At 74.3% G+C, this 23,939-nt stretch carries 27 protein-coding genes and 1 tRNA gene; 26 read left to right on the forward strand and 2 right to left on the reverse strand.

Annotated features, from left to right (window positions below):
• The first annotated feature begins 401 nt into the window (after positions 1-401).
• Genes Q0858_RS12095 through der form a run of 13 tightly spaced genes read left to right on the forward strand, consistent with a single transcriptional unit; the run spans position 402 to position 9,966 of the window.
• Positions 402-1,217 (forward strand): ParA family protein, encoded by an 816-nt coding sequence (locus Q0858_RS12095; RefSeq protein WP_299055703.1) that lies wholly within the window; start codon positions 402-404, stop codon positions 1,215-1,217.
• Entirely contained in the window at positions 1,202-1,531 is a 330-nt protein-coding gene (locus Q0858_RS12100; protein ID WP_299054605.1) for a hypothetical protein, read from the forward strand. The genes Q0858_RS12095 and Q0858_RS12100 overlap by 16 nt, the downstream gene beginning before the upstream one ends.
• An 18-nt stretch (positions 1,532-1,549) precedes the next feature.
• Positions 1,550-2,368, forward strand: a complete 819-nt coding sequence (locus tag Q0858_RS12105) for a segregation/condensation protein A (protein ID WP_299054607.1) — start codon at positions 1,550-1,552, stop codon at positions 2,366-2,368.
• On the forward strand, positions 2,352-3,011 hold the full coding sequence (gene scpB, locus Q0858_RS12110; protein ID WP_299054609.1) for an SMC-Scp complex subunit ScpB: 660 nt from the start codon (positions 2,352-2,354) through the stop codon (positions 3,009-3,011). Before Q0858_RS12105 ends, scpB begins: the two co-directional genes overlap by 17 nt.
• Positions 3,008-3,778, forward strand: a complete 771-nt coding sequence (locus tag Q0858_RS12115; RefSeq protein WP_299054612.1) for a pseudouridine synthase — start codon at positions 3,008-3,010, stop codon at positions 3,776-3,778. The genes scpB and Q0858_RS12115 overlap by 4 nt, the downstream gene beginning before the upstream one ends.
• A 31-nt stretch (positions 3,779-3,809) precedes the next feature.
• Complete coding sequence (locus tag Q0858_RS12120) at positions 3,810-4,463, forward strand: hypothetical protein (RefSeq protein ID WP_299054615.1); 654 nt, start codon at positions 3,810-3,812, stop codon at positions 4,461-4,463.
• Entirely contained in the window at positions 4,456-5,235 is a 780-nt protein-coding gene (locus tag Q0858_RS12125; RefSeq protein WP_299054617.1) for a helix-turn-helix domain-containing protein, read from the forward strand. The genes Q0858_RS12120 and Q0858_RS12125 overlap by 8 nt, the downstream gene beginning before the upstream one ends.
• Positions 5,236-5,239: 4 nt before the next feature.
• Complete coding sequence (locus Q0858_RS12130; RefSeq protein WP_299054620.1) at positions 5,240-5,647, forward strand: VOC family protein; 408 nt, start codon at positions 5,240-5,242, stop codon at positions 5,645-5,647.
• Positions 5,648-5,690: 43 nt separating this feature from the next.
• Positions 5,691-6,080, forward strand: a complete 390-nt coding sequence (gene aroH, locus Q0858_RS12135) for a chorismate mutase (protein ID WP_299054622.1) — start codon at positions 5,691-5,693, stop codon at positions 6,078-6,080.
• Complete coding sequence (locus Q0858_RS12140; RefSeq protein WP_299054625.1) at positions 6,073-7,161, forward strand: prephenate dehydrogenase; 1,089 nt, start codon at positions 6,073-6,075, stop codon at positions 7,159-7,161. The genes aroH and Q0858_RS12140 overlap by 8 nt, the downstream gene beginning before the upstream one ends.
• Positions 7,162-7,172: 11 nt before the next feature.
• On the forward strand, positions 7,173-7,892 hold the full coding sequence (gene cmk / locus Q0858_RS12145; RefSeq protein ID WP_299054627.1) for a (d)CMP kinase: 720 nt from the start codon (positions 7,173-7,175) through the stop codon (positions 7,890-7,892).
• Positions 7,889-8,650, forward strand: a complete 762-nt coding sequence (locus tag Q0858_RS12150) for a lysophospholipid acyltransferase family protein (protein ID WP_299054629.1) — start codon at positions 7,889-7,891, stop codon at positions 8,648-8,650. The genes cmk and Q0858_RS12150 overlap by 4 nt, the downstream gene beginning before the upstream one ends.
• Positions 8,647-9,966, forward strand: coding sequence for a ribosome biogenesis GTPase Der (gene der, locus Q0858_RS12155; protein ID WP_299054631.1), 1,320 nt, complete (start codon positions 8,647-8,649; stop codon positions 9,964-9,966). Before Q0858_RS12150 ends, der begins: the two co-directional genes overlap by 4 nt.
• A gap of 25 nt (positions 9,967-9,991) precedes the next feature.
• Here the strand turns inward: der and Q0858_RS12160 are convergent, their stop codons facing one another.
• Positions 9,992-10,306, reverse strand: a complete 315-nt coding sequence (locus Q0858_RS12160) for a helix-turn-helix transcriptional regulator (RefSeq protein WP_299054633.1) — start codon at positions 10,304-10,306, stop codon at positions 9,992-9,994.
• Between the two features lie 142 nt (positions 10,307-10,448).
• Between Q0858_RS12160 and Q0858_RS12165 the strand changes: the two genes are divergently transcribed.
• Positions 10,449-10,522, forward strand: a tRNA-Pro gene (locus Q0858_RS12165).
• Positions 10,523-10,747: 225 nt separating this feature from the next.
• Here the strand turns inward: Q0858_RS12165 and Q0858_RS12170 are convergent.
• Positions 10,748-11,116, reverse strand: coding sequence for a VOC family protein (locus Q0858_RS12170; RefSeq protein WP_299054636.1), 369 nt, complete (start codon positions 11,114-11,116; stop codon positions 10,748-10,750).
• A gap of 156 nt (positions 11,117-11,272) precedes the next feature.
• Between Q0858_RS12170 and Q0858_RS12175 the strand changes: the two genes are divergently transcribed.
• From Q0858_RS12175 to Q0858_RS12230, 12 genes are all read left to right on the forward strand, one after another.
• Positions 11,273-11,659, forward strand: coding sequence for an AraC family transcriptional regulator (locus Q0858_RS12175; protein WP_299054639.1), 387 nt, complete (start codon positions 11,273-11,275; stop codon positions 11,657-11,659).
• A gap of 9 nt (positions 11,660-11,668) precedes the next feature.
• Positions 11,669-12,421, forward strand: a complete 753-nt coding sequence (locus Q0858_RS12180; RefSeq protein WP_299054641.1) for a GAF and ANTAR domain-containing protein — start codon at positions 11,669-11,671, stop codon at positions 12,419-12,421.
• Between the two features lie 186 nt (positions 12,422-12,607).
• Positions 12,608-13,783 carry an epoxide hydrolase family protein gene (locus Q0858_RS12185; RefSeq protein WP_299054644.1) on the forward strand — a complete coding sequence of 392 codons (1,176 nt, stop codon included), beginning with the start codon at positions 12,608-12,610 and terminating at the stop codon, positions 13,781-13,783.
• A 61-nt stretch (positions 13,784-13,844) separates the two neighbouring features.
• Positions 13,845-14,369 carry a GtrA family protein gene (locus Q0858_RS12190; protein ID WP_299054647.1) on the forward strand — a complete coding sequence of 175 codons (525 nt, stop codon included), beginning with the start codon at positions 13,845-13,847 and terminating at the stop codon, positions 14,367-14,369.
• A 120-nt stretch (positions 14,370-14,489) separates the two neighbouring features.
• Positions 14,490-14,996, forward strand: coding sequence for an SRPBCC family protein (locus Q0858_RS12195; RefSeq protein WP_299054650.1), 507 nt, complete (start codon positions 14,490-14,492; stop codon positions 14,994-14,996).
• A 49-nt stretch (positions 14,997-15,045) separates the two neighbouring features.
• Positions 15,046-17,364, forward strand: a complete 2,319-nt coding sequence (locus tag Q0858_RS12200) for an FdhF/YdeP family oxidoreductase (protein WP_299054653.1) — start codon at positions 15,046-15,048, stop codon at positions 17,362-17,364.
• A gap of 26 nt (positions 17,365-17,390) precedes the next feature.
• The gene (locus Q0858_RS12205; RefSeq protein WP_299054655.1) at positions 17,391-18,020 is read left to right on the forward strand and encodes an endonuclease; all 630 of its coding nucleotides are present in this window, start codon (positions 17,391-17,393) and stop codon (positions 18,018-18,020) included.
• Positions 18,021-18,036: 16 nt separating this feature from the next.
• Positions 18,037-19,284 carry an aldolase/citrate lyase family protein gene (locus Q0858_RS12210; protein WP_299054657.1) on the forward strand — a complete coding sequence of 416 codons (1,248 nt, stop codon included), beginning with the start codon at positions 18,037-18,039 and terminating at the stop codon, positions 19,282-19,284.
• On the forward strand, positions 19,281-20,102 hold the full coding sequence (locus Q0858_RS12215) for a bifunctional allantoicase/(S)-ureidoglycine aminohydrolase (RefSeq protein WP_299054660.1): 822 nt from the start codon (positions 19,281-19,283) through the stop codon (positions 20,100-20,102). The genes Q0858_RS12210 and Q0858_RS12215 overlap by 4 nt, the downstream gene beginning before the upstream one ends.
• Entirely contained in the window at positions 20,099-21,460 is a 1,362-nt protein-coding gene (gene allB, locus Q0858_RS12220; RefSeq protein WP_299054661.1) for an allantoinase AllB, read from the forward strand. Before Q0858_RS12215 ends, allB begins: the two co-directional genes overlap by 4 nt.
• 67 nt (positions 21,461-21,527) lie before the next feature.
• The gene (locus tag Q0858_RS12225; RefSeq protein ID WP_299054664.1) at positions 21,528-22,343 is read left to right on the forward strand and encodes an SDR family oxidoreductase; all 816 of its coding nucleotides are present in this window, start codon (positions 21,528-21,530) and stop codon (positions 22,341-22,343) included.
• Complete coding sequence (locus Q0858_RS12230; protein WP_299054666.1) at positions 22,343-23,809, forward strand: protein adenylyltransferase SelO family protein; 1,467 nt, start codon at positions 22,343-22,345, stop codon at positions 23,807-23,809. Before Q0858_RS12225 ends, Q0858_RS12230 begins: the two co-directional genes overlap by 1 nt.
• The last annotated feature ends 130 nt before the right edge of the window (positions 23,810-23,939 follow it).

The raw sequence follows: 23,939 nt of genomic DNA on the forward strand, positions 1-23,939 counted from the left end.
TCAGCGCCGCAGATCGCACGCACCAGGTGAGTGCGATCTGCGGCACTGGGCTCGATCGAGCCGTCAGTGCACAGCCGTGACGGCTGAGGTTTCTGAGGCGGATGCGACACGCCGGGCGTGGGAGCGCACAAGTCGTCGAGTCGACAATTAGCGTCGACGACGTGAACATGCACGCAGGTCCCGCGCCCGCCATGCCACCCCGTCCGCCGATGCCTCAGCCCCGGCCGGACGCCGAGAGGGGTCCGCAGAGGTCCACCTCCCCTGAGCCGCTGCCGTTCGAGCGGCCCGTCCCCAAGCCCGACCCCGCGACGACCCGGGAGGAGCTGCGCGCGGCCGACCCGCTGCCGCAGCCGGACGCCGTCGACGTCGCTCCCGTGGAGATCGGTCCGACGGGTCGGCCCATGCCGACCTTCCCGGACCCGCCGGCCATCGAGACGCACGGTCCCGCCCGTGTCATCTCCATGTGCAACCAGAAGGGTGGCGTCGGCAAGACCACGACGACCATCAACCTGGGTGCCGCGATGGCCGAGATGGGCCGCAAGGTCCTGCTCGTCGACTTCGACCCGCAGGGCTCCCTGTCGGTCGGCCTCGGTCTGAACCCGCACGAGATGGACTTCACCATCTACAACCTGCTGATGGAGCGCGACGTCACGGTCCACGACGTCATCGTCCCCTCCGGCGTGCCCGGGATGGACCTGCTGCCCTCCAACATCGACCTGTCGGCCGCCGAGGTGCAGCTCGTGCACGAGGTGGCCCGCGAGCAGACGCTGCAGCGGATGCTGCGTCCCGCCCTCGCCGAGTACGACGTCATCCTCATCGACTGCCAGCCGAGCCTCGGCCTGCTGACCGTCAACGCCCTGACAGCCTCGGACGGCGTCATCGTGCCGCTCGAGTGCGAGTACTTCGCGCTGCGCGGCGTCGCCCTGCTCAAGACCACGCTCGACAAGGTCTCGGAGCGGCTCAACCCCGACCTCGTCGTCGACGGCGTCCTCGGCACCATGTACGACGGCCGCACGCTGCACAGCCGCGAGGTCATGGAGCGCCTGGTGCAGGCCTGGGGGGACAAGGTGTTCCACACCGTGATCCGCCGGACCGTGAAGTTCTCCGACGCGACCGTCGCGGGGGAGCCGATCACCAACTACGCCTCCAGCTCCGCCGGCGCGGGGTCGTACCGCCAGCTCGCCAAGGAGGTGCTGGACCGGTGCCACGGCGGGTGAGCCTCCCGGCCGCGGACGACCTGTTCCGGCCCACCGACGAGAAGCCCCACCTGACCGCGGCGCCCGAGCCCGCAGCCCCGGCCGCCGAGCCCGGCGCCCGGACCGCGAGCGGTCGGGTCAAGCACGACGAGAAGATGACGGTCTACGTCACCTCCTCCGAGCTGCTCGACCTCGAGGAGGCCCGGCTGTCCCTGCGACGTCAGGGTCTGTCGGTCGACCGTGGACGCCTCGTCCGCGCGGCCATCGCGATGGCGCTCGCCGAGCTGGACGAGCAGGGCAGCGAGTCGGAGCTGGTACGCCGGCTCTCGTCCTGAGTGTGAGCGCATGAGCCGGTGAGCGAGCAGGTTCCGGAGTTCACGCTCCGGCTCGACAACTTCGAGGGTCCCTTCGACCTGCTGCTCTCCCTCATCGCGAAGCACGAGCTCGACATCACCGAGGTCGCGCTCTCGCGGGTGACCGACGAGTTCATCGCCCACGTCAGGGCCGGGGGGCCGACGTGGGACCTCGACCGGACGTCGTCGTTCCTCGTCGTCGCCGCGACGCTGCTCGACCTCAAGGCGGCGAGGCTGCTGCCCGCCGGCGACGTCGAGGACGACGAGGACCTCGCGCTCCTCGAGGCCCGCGACCTGCTCTTCGCGCGCCTGTTGCAGTACCGCGCCTACAAGCAGGTCGCCGGCGTCCTCGAGCGGCGCCTGGCCGCCGAGGCCCGCCGCCACCCGCGGGCGGTCGGGCTCGAGGATCGGTTCGCCAGCCTGCTCCCCGAGGTGCTGATCGGGATCGGTCTCGCCGAGTTCGCCCGCCTCGCCGCCCTGGCCATGGCGCCGAAGCCGGAGCCCGAGGTCGGCCTCGCCCACATCCACGTCAGCCGCGTCAGCGTCCGCGAGCAGGCGGTGCTCATCGCCGAGCGGTTGCGCCGGTCGGGGACGACGACGTTCCGCGCGCTGTGCGCCGACTCCCCGGACACCCAGACCACCGTCGCCCGCTTCCTCAGCCTCCTCGAGCTGTTCCGCGAGGGGGTCGTCGCGTTCGAGCAGGCCCAGTCGTTCGCCGAGCTCGGCGTGCGGTGGACCGGCGACGACGACACCGAGGACATCTCCGCCACCCTCGAGGTCGACGAGTTCGAAGGAGCCCCCGATGACCCAGCCCCGTGACACCAGGCCCGACGCGGCGCCCGACGAGGCGCTCGACGTCCCGCTGTCGGAGCTGCGGCCCGCGCTCGAGGCACTGCTGATGGTCGCCGACCAGCCGCTCGACACCACGAGCCTCGCCGCGGCCGTCGGCTACCCCACCACCGAGGTCGCCGAGGCGCTCGGCGGCCTCGCCGACGAGTACGACGAGCAGCGGCGCGGCTTCGAGCTCCGCTCGGTCGCCGGCGGCTGGCGCTTCTACACCCGCGAGGCCCACGCGCACGTCGTCGAGCGGTTCCTGATCGACGGCCAGCAGGCCCGCCTGACCCAGGCCGCGCTGGAGACGCTCGCGGTCGTCGCCTACAGCCAGCCGGTCTCCCGCGCCCGGGTCTCGGCCGTCCGCGGCGTCAACGTCGACGGGGTGATGCGGACCCTGCTGGCCCGCGGGCTGGTCGAGGAGGCCGGCCAGGACCCCACGAGCGGCGCCCACCTGTACCGGACGTCGACGTACTTCCTCGAGCGCATCGGCATCGAGTCCCTCGACGAGCTGCCCGAGCTCGCGCCGTACCTGCCGGAGATGGCCGACCTCGACGACGACGTGCTCGGCGGCGCACCGCCCCCGCCCTCGACCGGCCCGACGCCGGACGAGACACTGCCGGAGCAATGAGCGACCACGAGGCGACCTCCAACATCGACATCGAGCCGGACGACGAGGGCCTCGTCCGGCTCCAGAAGCTGCTCGCCCGCCACGGCGTCGCTTCGCGTCGCCGCTGCGAGGAGCTGATGCTCGCCGGCGAGGTCACCGTCGACGGCGAGGTCGTCACCCGCCTCGGCACGAAGGTCGACCCCCGCACCGCCGTCGTGCACGTCTCGGGCAAGCGGCTGCCGCCGCTGTCGGAGCACGTCTACCTGGTGCTCCACAAGCCGGTCGGGGTCGTCTCCACGATGTCGGACCCCCAGGGCCGGCGCAGCCTCGGCGACCTCGTCGCCGACCGTCCCGAGCGCCTCTTCCACGTCGGCCGGCTCGACACCGACACCTCCGGGCTGATCCTGCTCACCAACGACGGGGACTTCGCCCAGCGCATGGCGCACCCGTCGTACGAGGTGGAGAAGACCTACGTCGCCGAGGTCGAGGGGCAGGTCTACCCGAACGTCAAGAAGCGCCTGCTCGCCGGCGTCGAGCTCGAGGACGGCCCCGTCGAGGTCCGCCGCGCGAAGATCCGCGAGGGCGCCCCGGGCCGCTCCATCGTCGAGCTCGTCATCCACGAGGGCCGCAACCGGATCGTGCGGCGCCTCCTCGAGGAGGTCGGCCACCCGGTCACGCAGCTGTCCCGCACCGTCTTCGGCCCCCTCCACCTCGGCGGGCTGAAGCCCGGCCAGCTGCGCGACCTCACGCCCGACGAGCTCGGGCTGCTCCTCGACGCCGCGGGCTGAGCCTCCGTGACCCCCTGATGGCGCTGTGCCGATGATCGGGACCACCGACGGCGAGGGCTGGCAGACCACGCCGGCGCCCCGACCGCGACGCGTGGTGGCGGCCTCCGACGGCCGCCGGCACGGGGTGCGCGTCGAGATGCCCGTCATGTCGCAGGCAGCGGCGTCCTGGCTCTACCTGGTGCTCGCGGTCTGGCTGCTCGCCGGGGCGGTCGGCTTCACCGTGGTGGGCGTGCTCGTCCAGCCGCTGCTCCTCGTCATGGCCGCCGTGGTGGGTGTCCTCGGCCTGGCCGCGGCGGTCGGGTTCGTCCGGATCCGCGCGAGCGACCCGCAGCTGCGCTTCGGGCTCTGGTTGTGGCCCGAGGGCCTGACCGCCGTCCTGCCCGGCGGTGCGGTGGAGCTGGCCTGGGACGACGTCACGGCCGTCCACCAGCGCTGGAGCCGTCGCAGCGCTCCCGGCGCGCTCGGGGCGTCGGTGATCGACTGGATCGTCCTCGAGACCCCCCGGTGGCCGGGCGCGCAGCGGGCCGGCGTCCGCGGGGTGCCGCTGGCGACCTCGCAGCTGGAGGCCGACCCCGAGCTCGTGCTGGCGATGCTGCGGCACTACCTCGCCCACCCCGCCGACCGCGGCGAGCTCGCGGACGGCCGCGCCGCCGACCGGTTCGGCCTACCCTGGCCGGGTGGCTGACCCGGCGCCCCTCGTCGCGTCGCTGACGGCGTACGACGTCGTCGGCGAGCCCGGGGTGCACGTCGGGATGCCCTCCACCAGGCTCACGCTCGTCCTGCCGTACGACGACCCGCTCGACGTCGGCTGGGCCGGGGGCCCGCGGGCGCGGCTGACCTCGTCGCTGGCCGGGCTCCACACCGCGTCGGCCCTGATCCACCACGGCGTGCGGCAGGCCGGCGTCCAGCTCGCCCTGTCGCCGCTCGGCACGCGACTGCTGCTCGGCGTGCCCGCCGCGGCGCTCCGGGGCCAGATCCTCACCCTCGGCGACGTCGACCCGTCGCTCGCCGACCTGCCGGAGCGGCTGTCCGGGGTCCCGGCCGGCGCCCGGCCGCCCCTCGTGGAGGCAGCGCTGCGCCGCGCCGCGGGGCGCCGCGAGGACGGGGTGCGCGCCCGGTCCGAGGTCGGCCGGTCCCTGGCGCTGCTGACCCGCGGGGTGCCGGTGGCGTCGGTCGCCGACGACGTCGGCCTCAGCCGCCGCCGGCTGCAGGACGTGGTCCGCGCCGAGGTCGGCGTGACGCCGAAGGAGTTCGCCCGGCTGGCCCGCTTCGAGCGCAGCCACCGCCTCGTCGCCGGCGGCGCACCGCTCGCCGCCGTCGCCGCACGCTGCGGGTACGCCGACCAGGCCCACCTGGCCCGGGAGTGGCGGGCGCTGGCCGGCCTGCCGCCGACGCGGTGGCGGGCCCAGGAGTTCCCGAACGTCCAAGCCGCCGGGGGCGACGGGGCGGCAGGGTGAGGCCATGAGCGCATCGACCGTGACCCTGTGGCACTCCTTCTCCGTCCGCGACGCAGCCGTGATGACCGACTGGCTGCGCGCGGTCGGCTTCGTCGAGCACGCGACGTACCGCGACGAGGCCGACCCGACGGTCGTCGTCCACGCTGAGTGGCTGTGGGAGGGGCCGACCGGCACCGCGGGCGTCATGTTCGGCACCGAGCGCTCCACCGGGGCGGTGCACAACACCGGCGCCGCGTCGGCGTACCTGGTCTGCGCGGACGCCGACGCGGTCCGCGCGGTCGCCGAGGCGGCCGTCGCCGCGGGCGGCACGCTGGAGCAGCCGGTGGTCGACCAGGACTACGGCGGCGCCGGCGGGACCGTCCGCGACCCGGAGGGCAACCAGTGGTCCGTGGGGAGCTACCAGCCGTCCTGAGCCGCAGCCGGCGGTGCCGCCGGGGTGCCCTAGCCTTGCCGCCATGGCAGTGCGTGCGATCCGGGGGGCGACCCAGCTCGACGCCGACGAGCGGGACCACCTGCTCGAGCGCGTCGCGGAGATGGTCACCGGGGTGATGGAGGCGAACGCGCTCGAGATCGACGACGTGATCTCGGTGATCTTCACCTCCACCTCCGACCTGACCTCGGAGTTCCCGGCGTACGCCGCCCGCCAGCTGGGCTTCGGCGACGTCCCGCTGATCTGCGCGCGCGAGCTCGAGATCGAGCGGTCGATGCCGCGCGTGGTCCGGATGCTCGCGCACGTCGAGACCGACCTGCCGCGCGCCGACGTCACCCACGTCTACCTCCACGGCGCCGCGGCCCTGCGGCGCGACCTCACCCGGGTGCAGGCCGTCCCCGACGCCGATGCCTGACGCGCCGGGAGCCCCGGTCGGGCCCGGCCCGGTCCTCGTCGTCGGCACCGGACTGCTCGGCACGTCCGTCGGCCTCGCCCTGACCCGGGCCGGCCGGGAGGTCCGGCTCTCGGACCCGCAGCCGGAGCACGTCCGCACCGCCTCCGGGCTCGGCGCCGGCCGCGCCGCCCGCCCCGACGACCCCGAGCCGGCGCTGGTCGTCGTCGCCTGCCCGCCCGACGCCCTCGGCGCGGTCATCGCCGAGCAGCTGCTCGCCCACCCCACCGCCGTCGTCACCGACGTCGGCAGCGTGAAGACCGCCCCGCTGACCGCGCTCGCGTCGCGGGTGGGCCGCGACGACGGTGCCCGGTACGTCGGTTCGCACCCCATGGCGGGCAGCGAGCGGTCCGGACCGCTCGCCGCCACGGCCACTCTCTTCGAGGGCCGCCCCTGGGCGGTGACGCCCCACGCGGGCAGCGCCCCCGACGCCGTGGCCGCCGTCACCGAGGTCGCCGAGACCTGCGGGGCCGTGACCGTGACGATGAGCCCTGCCGAGCACGACCTCGCCGTCGCCCGCACCTCCCACCTGCCCCACCTGATGGCCGTGCTCGTCGCCGGCCGGCTCGCCGACGCCCCGACCGAGCAGCTGGCCCTGTCGGGGCAGGGGGTCCGCGACGTCACCCGCGTCGCCGGCGGCGACCCTGCGCTGTGGCAGCAGATCGTCGGCGCCAACGCCCCGGCCGTGGCCGACCTGCTCCGCCAGGTCCGCACCGACCTCGACGGCCTGATCGGGGTCGTCGAGACCGGGGGCGAGCTGGCGCCCGTCCTCGACCGCGGGGTCGCCGGAGTCCGCGCCATCCCCGGCAAGCACGGCGGCCCGCCCACCGCCACCTCCGCGGTGTACGTCGCCGTCCCCGACCACCCCGGCGAGCTCGCCCGGCTGTTCGCCGACGCGGGCGAGATCGGCGTCAACATCGAGGACGTGCGCATCGACCACGACCCCGGCCGTCCGGTCGGTCTCGTGGAGCTCACCGTCACCGCCGCCCACGCCGTGGTGCTGCGCCACGCACTGGGGGAGAGGGGCTGGGAGACCCAGCGATAGGGTGCTCTCCCGTGGACAGCAGCCTTGACAACGCGCGGACGACCGGCGCCGGACTGGTGGTGGCGATCGACGGCACGTCCGGGTCCGGCAAGTCCTCCACCTCCCGCGGGGTGGCCACCCGCCTGGGCCTGCGCTACCTCGACACCGGCGCCATGTTCCGGGCCATGACGTGGTGGCTGCTGCAGGCCGGGGTCGACGTCCAGGACCCGGCCGCCGTGGCCGCCCGCTGCCACGAGCCCGACCTGGTGTCCGGCACCGACCCCGCCGCGCCCAGCATCACCGTCGACGGCCGCGACGTGGGCGTGGAGATCCGCTCCGCAGAGGTCAACGCCGCCGTCAGCCCGGTCAGCGCGGTCCCCGAGGTGCGCGCCCGGCTGCTGGCGATGCAGCGGGAGGCCATCGCCGGGGCCACCTCCGGACCGGCGGGCGCGGGCATCGTCGTCGAGGGTCGCGACATCGGCTCCGTCGTCGCGCCCGACGCGCAGGTGAAGGTGTACCTGACCGCCGACCCCGCCGCCCGCGCCGACCGGCGTGCCGCCGAGGAGGGCGGCCCCGGGACCAGCGAGGCGCTCGAGGCGGTCCGCAGCTCGCTGCTGGCCCGCGACGCCATCGACAGCACCCGCGCCACCGCGCCGCTCACCATGGCCGAGGGCGCCGTCCACGTCGACACGACGTCGTCCACGCTCGAGGAGGTCGTGGACCGGATCGCGGCCCTCGCGGGGACCCCGTGACAGCCCTCCGTCGTGCCGGCCTGCCCGCCAGCGACCACGTCCGCCACCCCCCGCGCTGGCTGCTGCGCGGCGCCCGTCCCCTGACCCGGGGCCTGGTCCGTCGTCGCTTCGCCGTCCGCACCCACTCCACCGACCGCGTGCCTGCGCGCGGCGGCGTCCTGCTCGCCGCCAACCACCTCGGCTGGTCCGACGGTCCGCTGCTGGCGGCGTTCAGCCCGCGGCCCGCGCACGTGCTGACGAAGGCGGAGATGTTCACCGGCGGCATGGGCGTCTTCCTCGCCACCGCCGGTCAGGTCCCGCTGCACCGGTTCGAGTACGACCCTCGCGCGGTCCGCACCTGCCTGCGGATCCTCCGCGACGGCGGTGTCGTCGGCGTCTTCCCGGAAGGCCGTCGCGGGGGAGGGGACCTCGAGCGGTTCCACCGCGGTGTCGCCTACCTGGCGATGGTGACCGGAGCGCCGATCGTGCCCGTCGCGATCCTCGGCACCCGCGAGCCCGGTGGCCGCGCCTCCGACGTCCCGGGCCGCGGGGCCGTCGTCGACCTCGTGTACGGCGAGCCCGTGCGCCTCGCGCAGCAGGACTGGCCGCGCACCCGGGAACAGGTGGCACGTGCCTCGTTGTTGGTCCGGGAGCGCATGCTGGCCCTCCTCGACGAGGCGCGGCAGCGGACCGGCCGGGAGCTGCCCGGCCCCCTTGCGCCCGGTGAGCTGGAGGACGACCCCTACACCGGGCTCATCCTGGATGGAGAAGAGATATGAGCACGCCTGCGGTCCTGGCCGTGGTCGGACGCCCGAACGTGGGCAAGTCCACCCTGGTCAACCGGATCATCGGCCGCCGCGAGGCGGTGGTCGAGGACGTCCCGGGCGTCACCCGCGACCGCATCTCGTACGACGCGAACTGGGCCGGCAAGGCCTTCACCGTCGTCGACACCGGCGGCTGGGACCCCGACGCGCAGGGCCTCGCGGAGGCCATCCGCGCCCAGGCCGAGGTGGCCGTGACCCTCGCCGACGCCGTCCTGTTCGTCGTGGACGCGACGGTGGGCATCACCGACGCCGACGAGGCCGTCGTCCGGGTGCTGCGGAAGGCCGGCAAGCCCGTCGTGCTGGCCGCCAACAAGGTCGACGACCAGCGCCAGGAGGTCGAGACCTACGGGCTCTGGAACCTCGGGCTCGGGGAGCCGCACCCGGTCAGCGCCGTCCACGGCCGCGGCTCCGGCGACCTGCTGGACGCCGTCATCGCCGCCCTCCCCGACGCACAGGACGAGACGTTCGAGGTCGAGCGTGGCCCGCGGCGCGTCGCGATCGTCGGCAAGCCCAACGTCGGCAAGTCCTCCCTGCTGAACCGTCTCGCCGGCTCCGAGCGCGCCGTCGTCGACGACGCGTCGGGCACCACCGTCGACCCCGTCGACGAGCTCGTCGAGCTCGACGGACGGACCTGGCGCTTCATCGACACCGCCGGCATCCGCAAGCGGGTCAACCAGGCGTCGGGCCACGAGTGGTACGCCTCGCTGCGCACCACCACCGCCATCGACCGCGCCGAGGTCGCCGTCCTCGTGCTCGACGCGGAGCTGTCGATCTCCGAGCAGGACCTGCGCATCGTCCAGACCGTCCGCGAGGCCGGCCGCGCGCTGGTCATCGCGTTCAACAAGTGGGACCTGGTCGACGAGGAGCGCCGTCACTTCCTCGAGCGGGAGGTCGAGCGGGAGTTCGTGCAGGTCGCCTGGGCGCCGCGGATCAACATCACGGCCCGCACCGGCTGGCACGTCGACCGCGTCGTCCGCGCCATCGACGCCGCGCTCGAGGGCTGGGAGACCCGTGTCTCGACGGGCGCCCTCAACACGTTCCTCGGCCGTCTCGTCGCGGAGCACCCGCACCCGGTGCGCTCCGGCAAGCAGCCGAAGATCATGTTCGGCACCCAGGCGCAGACTGCGCCGCCGACCTTCATCCTCTTCACGTCGGGCCGCCTCGACGCCGGCTACGAGCGCTACATCGAGCGTCGCCTGCGCGAGAACTTCGGCTTCGTCGGCACGCCGATCGTGCTGGAGCAGCGGGTGCGGGAGAAGCGCAAGCGCTGAGGCGCGCCGGGGCCCGCCGGACTGCTCAGCCGGCCAGGGCTCGTGGCCCGCGTAGGGCACCGGGCGTCGCGGCGGCCGGTCGCAGGGAGCGGGCGACGCCGACGGTCAGGTCGAGCAGGGTCATGTCCAGCGCGCCGGAGACCGCCGCGAGGATCTCCGAGCTGGGCTCCTTGAGACCCCGCTCGACCTCGGAGAGGTACTGCACCGACACCCCGGAGCGATCGGCGACGTCACGCAGCCGGTCGCCCCGTGCCTGCCGGGACCGGCGCAGCACGTCGCCCACCGCCTCCCGCCACAGCGGGTCGAGGTCGGGAGTGGGAAGCCGCAGCACGTCGCCCATGAGGCGAACCTAACCCTGCGCGACGACAACGCGGAGCGTCGTACGCCGAGGGCAGAACGGCGTCTGCAGGAGGGCGCGGGCCGGGTCGGGTCCTCCGAGCGGGCTGCGATAGTGTTCCGGTGCGCTCGCGAGCCGGGCGCCTCGGGCTGTGGCGCAGCTTGGTAGCGCACCTGACTGGGGGTCAGGGGGTCGCAGGTTCAAATCCTGTCAGCCCGACAGTGGGCCTCTCACCTGTCACCGCAGGTGAGAGGCCCTTGTGCTTCTCTCCCGGGGGATCACCGACGCCGTGTCTCGCGTCGTCCCGGTCGCGGTGACCTCGGAGCCGGCCCCGCGTCAGGGAGAACGGGACAACCGGTCGATCTCGGGCCCGGATCGGGGCGTTTCCGGGCCGTTCTCCCGTTCTTCCCCACATCGCGAGCGTGGTCAGACCGCCTGGCGGCCTCAGCGGGTCCCGGAGCCGACCCTCAGCAGGTTGCCGCTACGGTCGACGACGGCGAACTCGGTCATCCCGTAGTCGGTCACCACGGGCGGCACAATCCGGGACCCCGTCGGCGCGTCGGGGACGACCACCGACGCCCAGCGCTCGTGCAGCGCCGTGCTGTCGTCGACGTACAGGTAGCAGCTGGCCGCGGTGGAGAGGGGGTCCACCTCGGGGTCCGCGGCGAAGTGGAGCCAGATGTCGCCACGCCCCAGGATGAGATAGCCCCACTCGGACGGTGGGGCTCCGCGGTTCTCGAAGCCCAGGGCCTCGTAGAAGGCCAGGGTCTCGTCGAGGTCCCGACTCGGCAGGATCGGCACGCTGGTCTCCATCGCGGCACCGTAGGCGGCGGTGCGAGCCGGGGCAACGGCCGCGGTCCCGGCTCGGGGCTCGCGATGCGCGACGTGGCCAGAGTGTGCGTACGGTGGGGCGATCGCGTCGGGCTCCACCAACGGGTCCGCGGGCGCGACCCAGGTGAGGACCACCTCATGTCCCCAGGGACGACAACCGACGTCGACGTCGACGTCCACCTCGACGCCGGAGCCGACCGGCCAGCCACGTTGCGGCGCGCGGTCGCGTTCATCGAGGCTCACGCCCACGAACCGGTGACCCTCGCCGACATCTCCGACGCGGCCCGGACCTCGCCGCGCGCCGTGCAGTACGCCTTCCGGCGGGGACTCGCCACCACCCCGACGGGCTACCTGCGCGGGGTCCGGCTCGAGAGGGCCCACCACGACCTGCAGGTCGGCGACCCCACCCGCGGCGACACGGTCGCGGCGATCGCCGCCCGCTGGGGCTTCGCCAAGCCCGGACGCTTCTCCGCGACGTACGCCCGCGCCTACGGCCGACCGCCCCGCCAGACCCTTCGCCAGTGAGGACCACCCATGTCTGAGTCCCTTCCCCTCGAGACGGAGCCGGTGCCCGGCGACGAGAACGCGGGCCGGCTGTCGGAACGGATGGCCGGCGCCGCCCGCGACCTCCAGATGCAGCTGGACCCCGACGCCACCTACACGATGGCCACCGGGCTCGCACACGAGAACATCGAGGGATGCCACGCGGCGAGCCTGTCGATGGTGCGCCGCGCGAGCAGCAGCCAGGTCAAGAACTTCGCGGCCACCGACCCGGCGGCGATGCGGGCCGACGCGCTGCAGGTGCGGTACGACCAGGGACCCTGCCTGGACTCCATCACCGAGGCGTCGATCACCTACAGCCCCAACCTGGACCGTGACCGTCGCTGGCCCCTGTGGGGACCCCAGGTCGTCGAGGAGACCGGGTTGCGCAGCGTGCTGTCGTTCCAGCTCTTCACGCACCAGGACACCCTCGGCGCGCTCAACCTCTACTCCCGGGACCGGGACGGCTTCACCCTCGACGACCACCGTGAGGGGCAGGTCCTGGCCGCGCACATCGCGATCGCGTTCGCCGCGGCGCAGCGCATCGACGCCCTCGACCAGGCGCTCATCACGCGGACCGTCATCGGGCAGGCCACCGGGATCGTCATGGAGCGCTTCCAGGTGTCCGGGGACGTCGCCTTCCGGATCCTGGGCCGCATCTCGTCGGAGTCCGAGGTGAAGATCAGGGAGCTGGCGCTGCAGATCGTGAGCACCGGTGACGTGCCCGGCCTGCGCCGCCACGGGTGACGCCGGTCCGTCGGACCGGCGTCCACCGCGCGGCCGCTGCATCGGCGGACCGTCGCATCGGATCCGACTCACGCGACGACGGCCCGCCTGTCCACCACTCCGCTCGGTGTGCAGAGCACTGGCGTGCGGTCCCGTGCCCCGGTCGCCCGGGTTGATGCGGGGCGGGCGCCCGGACACGCTGGGGCCATGAGCCTCGAGCCCCGACCCTTCCGCGTCGATGTTCCCGACGCCGACCTCGACGACCTGCGCGATCGGCTGCGCCGTACCCGCTGGCCGGAGCAGATCCCGGGGGTCGGCTGGGAGTACGGCGCCGACCTCGCGGTCGTCCGGGAGGTCTGCGAGCACTGGGCGACGGCGTACGACTGGCGCGCCGCGGAGGCCCGGCTCAACGCCCACCCGCAGTTCCTCGCCGAGGTCGACGGCGTCGACGTCCACTTCCTGCACGTCCGCGGCACCGGACCGGCGCCGGTGCCCCTGCTCATGGTCCACGGCTGGCCCGGATCGGTGTGGGAGTTCATGGACGTCATCGGGCCGCTGACCGACCCGGGGGCGTACGGCGGGGACCCGGCCGACGCGGTCGACCTCGTCGTCCCCTCCCTGCCCGGTTTCGGCTTCTCCTCGGCGCCCCGGGAGCGCGGCTGGGGTCCGTCGCGGATCGCCGGGGCGCTGGACACGCTGATGCGCGGTCTCGGGTACGCCGGGTACGCGGCGCAGGGTGGCGACTGGGGCGCAGCCGTCGGCTCCCAGCTCGGCGCGCTCCACCCGGGCTCGTGCCGGGCGCTGCACGTGACGATGCCGTCCGCCCGACCCCCGGAGGACCCCTCGCCGGCCACGCGGGGGTGGCTGGAGCACATGGAGGACTTCGGTCGTCGCGAGCGGGCGTACTCCCAGGTGCAGGGCACCAAGCCGGACTCGCTGACGCTGGCCCAGAACGACTCGCCGGCCGGGCTCGCGGCGTGGGTGCTGGAGAAGTTCCACGGCTGGTCCGACCTCGGGGACGGCGGCCTGCTGGACGCCTACGACGTCGACGACCTGGTCACGAACCTGATGCTCTACTGGGTCACCGGCAGGGCTCCGAGTGCGGCGCGGATCTACCTGGAGCGCAACCAGGACCCCCGCGACCGCGCCCTGTCCGAGGTCACCGTGCCCACCAGCGTCGCCCACTTCCCGGCCGAGCCGTTCGCCGCGCCGCGGGAGGTCAGCGAGGGGCGCTACGCCATCGACGCCTGGACCGAGATGGACGCCGGCGGCCACTTCGCCGCGATGGAGCAGCCGGAGGCCCTCGTCGCCGACGTCCGCGCCTTCGTACGGCGTCACGGGGACCGGGTGCTGGGCGCCGACCAGCCGCGCTCGGCAGGGTAGGGCCGGGGCGCAGCCGGGCGACGGGTCTCGGGATGGGTCAGCCCGACCGCGGTGTTGTGGGGTGCGCAGCCACCTCGTCGAGGACGCGGTCGCGGGCCGGTGGGGCGGTCACGGCTGGAGTCGACAGGACCGGGTACCCCGCTTCGCGGAGGCCCGTCGGGAGGAGAAGCAGTCGATGCCCTGGTGGGTGCGCAACGTCCCGGGCTTCCTCGTCGTCGGAGCCTGCTGCACCGCCGCCTACTTCACCCTGTACCTGCTGCTGCGGGCACCGCTGGACGCGCAGTGGGCGAACGCCGTCGCCCTCGTGGTCTCGACGCTCGCCGACACGTGGGGCAACCGCCGGTGGACCTTCGGGGTCCGCGACCCGCGCAGCGCGCTGCCCCACCAGCTGCTGGGCCTCGCGGTGCTCGCCCTGGGCGTGCTGCTGACCTCGGTCTCGCTGTGGTGGCTCGGCCGCGTCGCCCCCGGCGCGAGCACCCTCGACGAGGTGCTCGTGCTCGCCGCGGCCAACGGGCTCTCCGGCACGATCCGCTTCGCGGCGTACGCCCGGGTGATGCGCACCGACCGCCCGGCCCGGGTGGTCTGAGGGCGGGCTCGCACCTCGATCGCCCGGGGGCGTCATCGCCGTCGGATGACGGGCGGGGGAGCGGGTACCTGACGCGGCCCGCAGGCCGCGGGCGCCCGACGGCGAGGGGAGCAGCCCGTGGTGAGGACCCTGGAGGTGACCGCGGACGTGGCGGTGCCGCTGCGCACCGCCTACGACCAGTGGACCCGGTTCGAGAGCTTCCCCCGGTTCATGACGGTGGTGAGGGAGGTCGAGCAGGTCCGTCCCGCCGTCACCCGCTGGCTGGTCGGCATCGGCCCGTTCACCCGCGAGTTCCACGCCGAGATCCTCGAGCAGGAGCCGGACTCCCACCTCAGCTGGCGCAGCTGGGACCGCGACCTCCGCCACGCGGGGACGGTCTCGTTCACCCCCCGGGGGCCCGCGGTCACCACCGTCACGGTGGCCGTCCGGTGCGCCGCCTGGGAGGGGCCCGGCGTCGTCACGCTCCCCGTCGTACGACGGGTCGTCGCCGCCGAGCTCGGACACTTCGCGGCGTTCATCGAGGGCCTCGGCGACGCGGGGGACACCTGGCGCGGCACCATCCGCGGCGGCCGGTTGCAGCGCCTCGAGAACGAGCCCCCGTCGGTCCCCGGCTGGCGGCACGGCTGACCGCAGCCCCTCACCCGGCACGGCCCGAACCCCCACGAGAGGCAGCACCATGCGCACACCGGACGACGACGAGACCCCGGGCGAGCTGACGCAGACCCCGCCGAAGGAGTACGCCGCCGGGGTGCCCGCGGTGCGCCACGCGCTCGAGTACTCGCTGGGGGAGACGTCGCCCCAGCGCACGGCGCTGACCCTGCTGACGATGAACCAGGTCGGCGGCATCGACTGCCCCGGCTGCGCCTGGCCCGACCCGGCGCCCGGTCACCGGCACACCAACGAGTACTGCGAGAACGGCGCCAAGCACATCAACGACGAGGCGACGACCAAGCGGGTGACCCGTGAGTTCTTCGCCCGTCACCCCGTCTCCGACCTCGCCCGACGCTCCGACCAGTGGCTGAACGACCAGGGCCGGCTGACCGAGCCGATGCTCAAGCGCCCCGGCTCCGACCACTACGAGCCCGTCGGCTGGCGGGAGGCGCTCGACCTGCTCGCCGGCGAGCTGCGGACGCTCGACTCCCCGGACGAGGCGGCGTTCTACACCTCGGGGCGGGTCAGCAACGAGGCGGCGTTCCTGCTGCAGCTGTTCGCCCGGGCGTACGGCACCAACAACCTGCCGGACTGCAGCAACATGTGCCACGAGTCCAGCGGCGCCGCGCTCCACGAGACCCTCGGCACCGGCAAGGGCACGGTCACCCTGCTCGACCTCCAGCACGCCGACCTCGTGCTGCTGGTGGGGCAGAACCCGGGCAGCAACCACCCCCGTCAGCTCTCCGCCCTGGAGGAGACGAAGCTCAACGGCGGCCGGATCGTCGCGATCAACCCGCTGCCCGAGGCGGGGCTGAAGCGGTTCAAGAACCCCCAGAAGCCGCGCGGCGTCCTCGGCCGCGGGGTCGACATCGCCGACCGCTTCCTGCAGGTCCGGATCGGCGGCGACCTCGCGCTCTTCCGCGCGCTCAACCGGCTGCTCCTCGAGGCCGAGGACGCCGCCCCGGGCACCGTCCTCGACCGCGACTTCGTCGACAGCAGCACCGACGGCTTCGCGGCGTTCTCCACCCACGCCCGCGCCACCGACTGGGACCAGGTCCTCCTCGACACCGGGCTGACCCGGGCCGAGATCGAGGGCCTGCGCGACGAGGTGCTCGCCAGCGACCGGGTGGTCGTCTGCTGGGCCATGGGCCTGACCCAGCACCGGCATGCCGTGCCGACCATCCGCGAGATCGTGAACTTCCTGCTGCTGCGCGGCAACGTCGGCAAGCCCGGCTCGGGCGCCTGCCCGGTGCGCGGCCACAGCAACGTGCAGGGCGACCGCACCATGGGCATCTGGGAGAAGATGCCCGACGCCTTCCTCGACGCCGTGCAGCGCGAGTTCGGCTTCGACCCGCCCCGCCACCACGGGGTGGACGCCGTCAAGGCGATCCACGCCATGCACGACGGCGACGTGAAGGTCTTCGTGGGCGTCGCCGGCAACTTCGTCAGCGCCGCGCCGGACACGGCGTACACGGAGGAGGCGCTGCGGCGCTGCCGCCTCACCGCCCAGGTGTCGACCAAGCTCAACCGGTCGCACGTCGTCGTGGGCGACGCCGCGCTCATCCTGCCCACGCTGGGCCGCACCGAGCGTGACGTCCAGGACGGCGGGGCGCAGTCCGTCACGGTCGAGAACTCCATGAGCGAGGTCCACACCTCGACGGGCCGGCTCGAGCCGGCGTCGGCGCACCTGCTGAGTGAGGTCGCGATTCTGTGCCGGCTGGCCCGGGCCACCCTGGGCGAGGACAGCACGGTCCCGTGGGACACCTTCGAGACCGACTACGGCGCGATCCGCGACCGGATCTCCCGGGTCGTGCCCGGCTTCGGCGACTTCAACGCCCGGGTGGCCGAGCCGGGCGGCTTCAGCCTCCCGAACCCGGTGAACGAGGGCTTCTTCCTCACGGAGACGGGCACCGCCCGGTTCACCGTCAACGCCGCCGAGGCGCCGCGCGCGCCCGCCGGGCACGTGGTGCTGCAGACGCTGCGCTCCCACGACCAGTGGAACACCATCCCGTACACCGACAACGACCGCTACCGGGGCATCCACGGCTCGCGGCGCATCGTCATGGTCAACGCCGACGACCTCGTGGAGCTCGGCCTGGCCCCGAACGACCGGGTCGACGTCGTCAGCGTCTGGGAGGACGGCGTGGAGCGCCGCGCGCCCGGGTTCCAGGTCGTGGCGTACCCGACGCCGCGGGGCTGCGCCGCGGGGTACTACCCCGAGACCAACGTCCTGGTCCCCCTCGACCACGTGGACCAGACGAGCGGGCAACCGGCGTCGAAGAGCATCGTGGTGCGCTTCGAGCCCGTGCGCGCCGAGGTGCCGGAGCCCGTCACGGTCGCCTGACGCGCCCGCCCGGGTACCGGGGGGCCATGACGCACGAGGCACTCCTGTCGCGGCTGCTGGAGCGGCACGGCCGCACGTACGCCGACGAGGCCGGCATCACGCCGGCCGACAAGCCCGCCCCGCTGTTCCAGCTGCTCGTGCTGTCCCACCTGTTGTCCGCGAACCTGTCCGCCGACCTCGGGGTGCGGGCCGCGCGCGCGATGCGGCAGGAGTACCGGACGGCGGACGCGATGGCCGAGGCGGACGACGACGCCCGCCACGCGGTGCTGTCCGAGGCCCGGTTCCTGCGCAAGCGGAAGACGGCCGAGCTGCTCGGTCGCACCGCGCGGCTGGTCGTCGAGGTGTACGACGGCGACCTGCGCCGCCTGCGCGACCGCGCGTACGGCGACCGCGACGGGGTCGCCGCCCTGGTCCGGGAGATGCCGGGGATCGGCGAGGTCGGCGCCGACATCTTCTGCCGCGAGGTCCAGGCGGTGTGGCCGTCGCTGCGACCGTGCAGCGACTCGCGCATGGCGGACGCCGCCCGCGCGCTCGGCCTGCCCCACACCGCGCGGGGCCTGGCGGACGCCACCGGCTCCGACGACCTCTCGGTGGTCGGGGCCGCGCTGATCCGCTGCTCGCTCGCCGACGACGCGGAGGAGCTGCGGGCGGGCTGAGCGGTAGCGTCGCCGCATGCTGAGCCCCGCGGACCTCGACGCCCTCGACGTCCTGCTGGCACCCACGGACCGGCTGCTCGCCGAGCGCTACCCGGGCGACGACGGGCGGCGCCAGCCGGTGCACACCGTCTACGTGCCGGCCGACCGCTTCCACGCCGGCACGGCACGCGCGTGGGGTGACGAGGCGGCGCGGCTCGTCACCGAGCACGACGGCTGGGCCCGGCTCGCCGGGGACCTGGTGCGGCCCGACCTCGCCGACGACCTCGCCCGACGGGCCGCCGCGAAGCTGGCGACCGACCCCGTCGAGGACCTCCGCATCGACCTCGAGGACGGGTACGGCCTCCGCGACGACGACACCGAGGACGCCGACGTCGTCGCCGCGGCCCACGAGGTCGCCCGCGCCGCCGCGGACGGCCTCCTGCCCCGCAGCGTCGGGCTCCGCGTCAAGTGCCTCGAGGCACCGCTGCGCCGTCGCAGCGTCCGCACCCTCGGCCTGTTCCTCACCACCCTGCTCGAGCACGGGCCGTTGCCGACCGGCCTGGTGACGACGCTGCCGAAGGTCTCCACGGCGGCGCAGGTCGAGGCCATGCGCCAGGTGTGCGAGCGGCTCGAGACGGCCCTCGGGCTCGCCGCCGGCGTGCTGCGCTTCGAGGTCCAGGTCGAGACCCCGCCGGTCGTGCTCGGCGCCGACGGCCGCGTGCCGCTGACCGACTGCCTGACGGCGGGCCAGGGGCGGGTCACGTCGCTGCACTACGGCACCTACGACTACTCGGCCTCGATCGGCGTCGCGGCCGGCGACCAGTCGCTGGAGCACCCGGCGGCCGACCTCGCCAAGGGCCTCATGCAGCTCGCCGTGGCCGGCACCGGGGTGCACCTGTCCGACGGGTCGACGAACGTCGTCCCCACCGGCGACGCCGACCAGGCGCGCGCGGCGTGGGCGCTGCACCACCGCCTCGTCCGCCGGTCGCTGTCGCGGGGGATCTACCAGGGCTGGGACCTGCACCCCGGGCACCTGCCGACCCGCTACCTGGCCACCTTCGGCTACTACCGCGAGGGGCTCGACGCCGCCGCGACCCGGCTGTCGGCGTACCTGCAGAAGGTGGAGGGCGACGTGATGGACGAGCCCGCCACCGCCAAGGCGCTGAGCGGGTTCGTCGTCCGCGCCCTGCGGTGCGGCGCCGTCGACCCCGACGAGGTCGACGCCCGCACCGGCCTCGGCCCCGACCAGCTGGACACCCTCGCCCGGACAGGAGCCCTCCGATGACCTACCACTCCCCGCGCGGTGGCCTGCCGCCCCAGACCGACCTGCTCACCGACCGCGCCGTCTTCACCGAGGCGTACGCCGTCGTCCCCCGCGGCACGCTGCGCGACATCGTCACCTCGGCCCTGCCGGGCTGGGACGGCATGCGGATGTGGGTGATCGCGCGGCCGCTGACCGGCTTCGCCGAGACCTTCTCCCAGTACGTCGTCGAGCTCGCCCCCGGCGGCGGCAGCGACACCCCGGAGAACGACCCCGGGGCCGAGGCCGTCCTGTTCGTCACCGAGGGCACGGTCGAGGTGACGATCGAGGGGGACCGCCACCCGCTGGGCGAGGGCGGCTACGCCTTCCTGCCGCCCGGGTGCGACTGGACGATCCGCAACGCCGGCGACGTCCGCGCGGTGCTCCACTGGATCCGCAAGGCCTACGAGCACGCGGACGGGGTCGAGGTGCCGCCCGCGTTCGTGACCAACGAGCGGGACGTGCCCCCGACGCCGATGCCCGACACCGACGGCGTCTGGGCCACCACGCGCTTCGTCGACCCGACCGACGTGCGCCACGACATGCACGTCAACATCGTCACCTTCGAGCCCGGCGGGGTGATCCCGTTCCCGGAGACGCACGTGATGGAGCACGGGCTCTACGTGCTGGAGGGCAAGGCGGTCTACCGGCTCAACCAGGACTGGGTCGAGGTCGAGGCCGGCGACTTCATGTGGCTGCGGGCCTTCTGCCCCCAGGCCTGCTACGCCGGGGGGCCAGGGCGGTTCCGCTACCTGCTCTACAAGGACGTCAACCGCCACGCACGGCTGTGGCACCGGCGGTGAGCAGCGGGTCGGGCCCGCTCGACCTCCTCGACCTCGTCGTGCGTGGCCGCCGGGTGCTGCTGCCGGACGGCGAGGGCGCGGCGGAGGTCGGGGTGCGCGACGGCCGGGTCGTCGCCGTCGAGCCGCCCGGGACGGGCCTGACCGGCGCCCAGGTGGTCGACCTCGCCGACGACGAGGTGCTCCTGCCGGGCCTCGTCGACGCCCACGTGCACGTCAACGAGCCCGGCCGAACCCACTGGGAGGGCTTCGCCACCGCCACGCGCGCGGCCGCCGCGGGCGGGGTCACCACGATCGTCGACATGCCCCTGAACGCCGTGCCCCCGACCGTCGACGTGACGGCGCTGGCGCTGAAGCGGGACGCCGCGGCCCCGCAGGTCCACGTCGACGTCGCCTTCTGGGGCGGCGCGGTGCCCGGCAACGCCGGCGACCTGGCGGGTCTGCACGAGGAGGGCGTCGTCGGCGTCAAGTGCTTCCTGCTGGACTCCGGCGTGGAGGAGTTCCCGCCCCTGTCCGTCGGCGAGCTCGACGCGCACCTCGCCGAGGTCGCCCGCCTGGACTCGCTGCTGATCGCCCACGCGGAGGACGCCGACGAGATCGCCCACGCCCCGCAGCGGCCCGGCCCGGACTACAGGGACTTCCTCGCCTCGCGGCCGGCCCGCGCGGAGGACGTCGCGATCTCCCACCTCCTCGACGCCACCCGTCGTACCGGCGCGCGGACGCACGTGGTGCACCTGTCGTCGTCCGACGCCCTGCCACAGCTCAGGCGGGCCCGGGCCGAGGGGCTCGACGTCACCGCCGAGACCTGCCCGCACTACCTGACGCTCGCGGCCGAGGACGTCCCGGACGGCGCCACGGCGTACAAGTGCTGCCCGCCGATCCGGGACGCCGCGAACGCCGACCGGCTCTGGGAGGCGCTGCTCGACGGGACGCTCGCCTACGTCGCCTCCGACCACTCGCCGGCCACGCCCGAGCTCAAGCAGCCCGAGGACGGCGACTTCGCCGCCGCCTGGGGTGGGATCTCGTCGGTGCAGCTCATGCTGCCGGTGGTGTGGACCGAGGCCCGGCGCCGCGGGATCGACCTCGCGCGGGTGGTGGGCTGGATGAGCGCCGCCCCGGCCGACCGTGTCGGGCTGCCCGGCAAGGGCCGGATCGCCGTCGACGCGGACGCCGACCTCGTCGTCCTCGCCCCCGACGAGGCGTTCACCGTCGACGCGACGAGGCTGCGGCACCGCCACGCGGTCACGCCGTACGACGGCGCCACGCTGCACGGCGTGGTCCGGCGCACGTGGGTGCGGGGGACCGAGGTGGACGACGAGCCCCGCGGCCGGCTGCTGCGTCGGGGCGAGCGGGTGCGCTGAGCGGGAAGGACCGGGCCGCCTCCCGGCGTTGGGACCACAGACATCCGATCGCAGAGGAGTGGTCCGCATGAGCAAGGTCTGGTTCGTCACCGGTGCGTCCAAAGGCTTCGGCCGCGAGTGGACGGAGGCCGCGCTCGAGCGCGGCGACCGCGTCGCGGCGACCGCCCGGAAGCCGGAGACGCTGGACGCCCTGGTCGAGACGTACGGCGACGCCGTCCTCCCGCTCCAGCTGGACGTCACCGACCGCGCCGCCGACCACGCCGCGGTGCAGCGGGCCGCCGAGCACTTCGGCCGCCTCGACGTCGTGGTGAACAACGCGGGCTACGGCCACTTCGGCATGGTCGAGGAGGTCACCGAGGACGAGCTCCGCGCCCAGCTGGAGACCAACCTGTTCGGCGCGACCTGGGTGACCCAGGCGGCGCTGCCGATCCTGCGCGCGCAGGGGTCCGGCCACATCATCCAGGTCTCGAGCATCGGCGGGATCAGCGCGTTCCCCACCGTCGGCGCCTACCACGCCTCGAAGTGGGCCCTCGAGGGTCTGTCGCAGTCGCTGGCCCAGGAGGTCGCCGGCTTCGGCATCCACGTGACGCTCATCGAGCCCGGCGGCTTCTCCACCGACTGGTCGGGGCCGTCCGCGACGCGCAGCGAGGAGATCGCGGCGTACGCCGACGTGCGCGAGGCCGCCTCGAAGCGCCCGACCGCCAACGACCCGGGCGACCCGACGGCCACCCGCGCCGCGATCCTCAAGGTCGTCGACGCCGAGGAGCCGCCGCTGCGCGTGTTCTTCGGGAAGGTGCCGCTCGACATCGCCACGAAGGACTACGAGTCCCGCCTGGCGACCTGGAACGCCTGGCAGCCCGTCGCCGTCGAGGCGCACGGCTGATGGGGACCGCCTCGCTCGTCACCCCCGACCTGGGCCACGCCTACGCCGACGCCCTGCCGGAGCTGGTGAAGCCCTGGCAGGCCGCGGCGGCCCCGGACCCCTCGCTGGTGCTGCTCAACGAGCCCCTCGCCGCCGAGCTGGGGCTCGACGGCGACTGGCTGCGCAGCCCCGACGGGGTCGCGTTCCTCGTCGGCGCGCAGGTGCCCGAGGGCGCCACCCCGGTGGCCATGGCGTACGCCGGCCACCAGTTCGGCGGGTACTCCCCGCTGCTGGGTGACGGCCGCGCGCTGCTGCTGGGCGAGCTCCGCGACCCTGCCGGCGGCCTGCACGACCTGCACCTCAAGGGTTCCGGCCGGACGCCGTTCGCCCGCGGCGGCGACGGCCTGGCGGTCCTGGCGCCGATGCTGCGCGAGTACGTCGTCAGCGAGGCCATGCACGCGCTGGGGATCCCGACGACCCGTGCGCTGGCAGTCGTGACCACCGGCCGGGACGTCGCCCGCGACGGCGGGTGGTTCCCCGGGGCGGTGCTCGCCCGGGTGGCGAGCAGCCACCTGCGGGTCGGCACCTTCCAGCTCACGCGGGCCATGGACGACGTCGGGCTGCTGACGCGGCTCGCGGACCTCGCGATCGCGCGGCACCACCCGGACGCCGCCGACGCCGCGTCGCCGTACCTCGCGCTGTTCGAGGCCGTCCGCGACGCCCAGGCACGGCTCGTCGCGCAGTGGATGGGCGTCGGGTTCGTCCACGGCGTGCTGAACACCGACAACGTGACGATCTCGGGCGAGACGATCGACTACGGCCCCTGCGCGTTCGTGGACGCCGCGGACCCGGCGACGGTCTTCAGCTCGATCGACTCCGGCGGCCGCTACGCCTGGGGAAACCAGCCCGGCGTCACCGCCTGGAACCTGGCGCGGTTCGCGGAGGCCCTGCTGCCGCTGGTCGCCGACGACCAGCAGGAGGCGGTCGAGATCGCCACCGCGTCGCTCGAGGGCTATGCAACGACGTACGCCGCCGCGTGGACCGAGCAGGTCCGGCGCAAGCTGGGCCTCGGCGCGGACGCCTCCGACGAGGTCGTCGGCCCGCTGGCCGAGCAGCTCGCGGAGCTCATGCGCGGCACGCCGGTCGACCACACCGGCTTCTGGCGCGACCTGTCCGCCGCCGCCCGCGGCGACGCGGCCCCCGCCCGCGACCGGCTGCTGGACCTCGAAGGGTTCGACGCGTGGCTGGAGCGCTGGCGCGCCCTCGGCCCCGACGCCGACGCGATGGACCGCGTCAACCCGGTCCACGTGCCCCGCAACCACCTCGTCGAGTCGGCGCTGGAGTCGGCGACCGCCGGCGACCTGGCCCCGGTGCACGCGCTGCTCGCGGCCATCACGCAGCCGTACGACCCCGCGGGGGTCGACGAGGTCTACCGACAGCCCGCCCCCGACGGGTTCGGGGCGTACACGACGTACTGCGGGACCTGAGGTGACCGATCGGTGTCGCTGAGCGACACCGATCGGTCATCGGGACGCGGGGAGCTACTCCGCGGCCGAGCGGTGGTCGAGATGTGAGGCGCGCCGGCGCCGAGCCTCGAGACCCGGTGAGGGTCGTGGC

The sequence above is a fragment of the uncultured Nocardioides sp. genome, assembly GCF_947489365.1.
In the GTDB taxonomy this organism is placed as follows: domain Bacteria; phylum Actinomycetota; class Actinomycetes; order Propionibacteriales; family Nocardioidaceae; genus Nocardioides.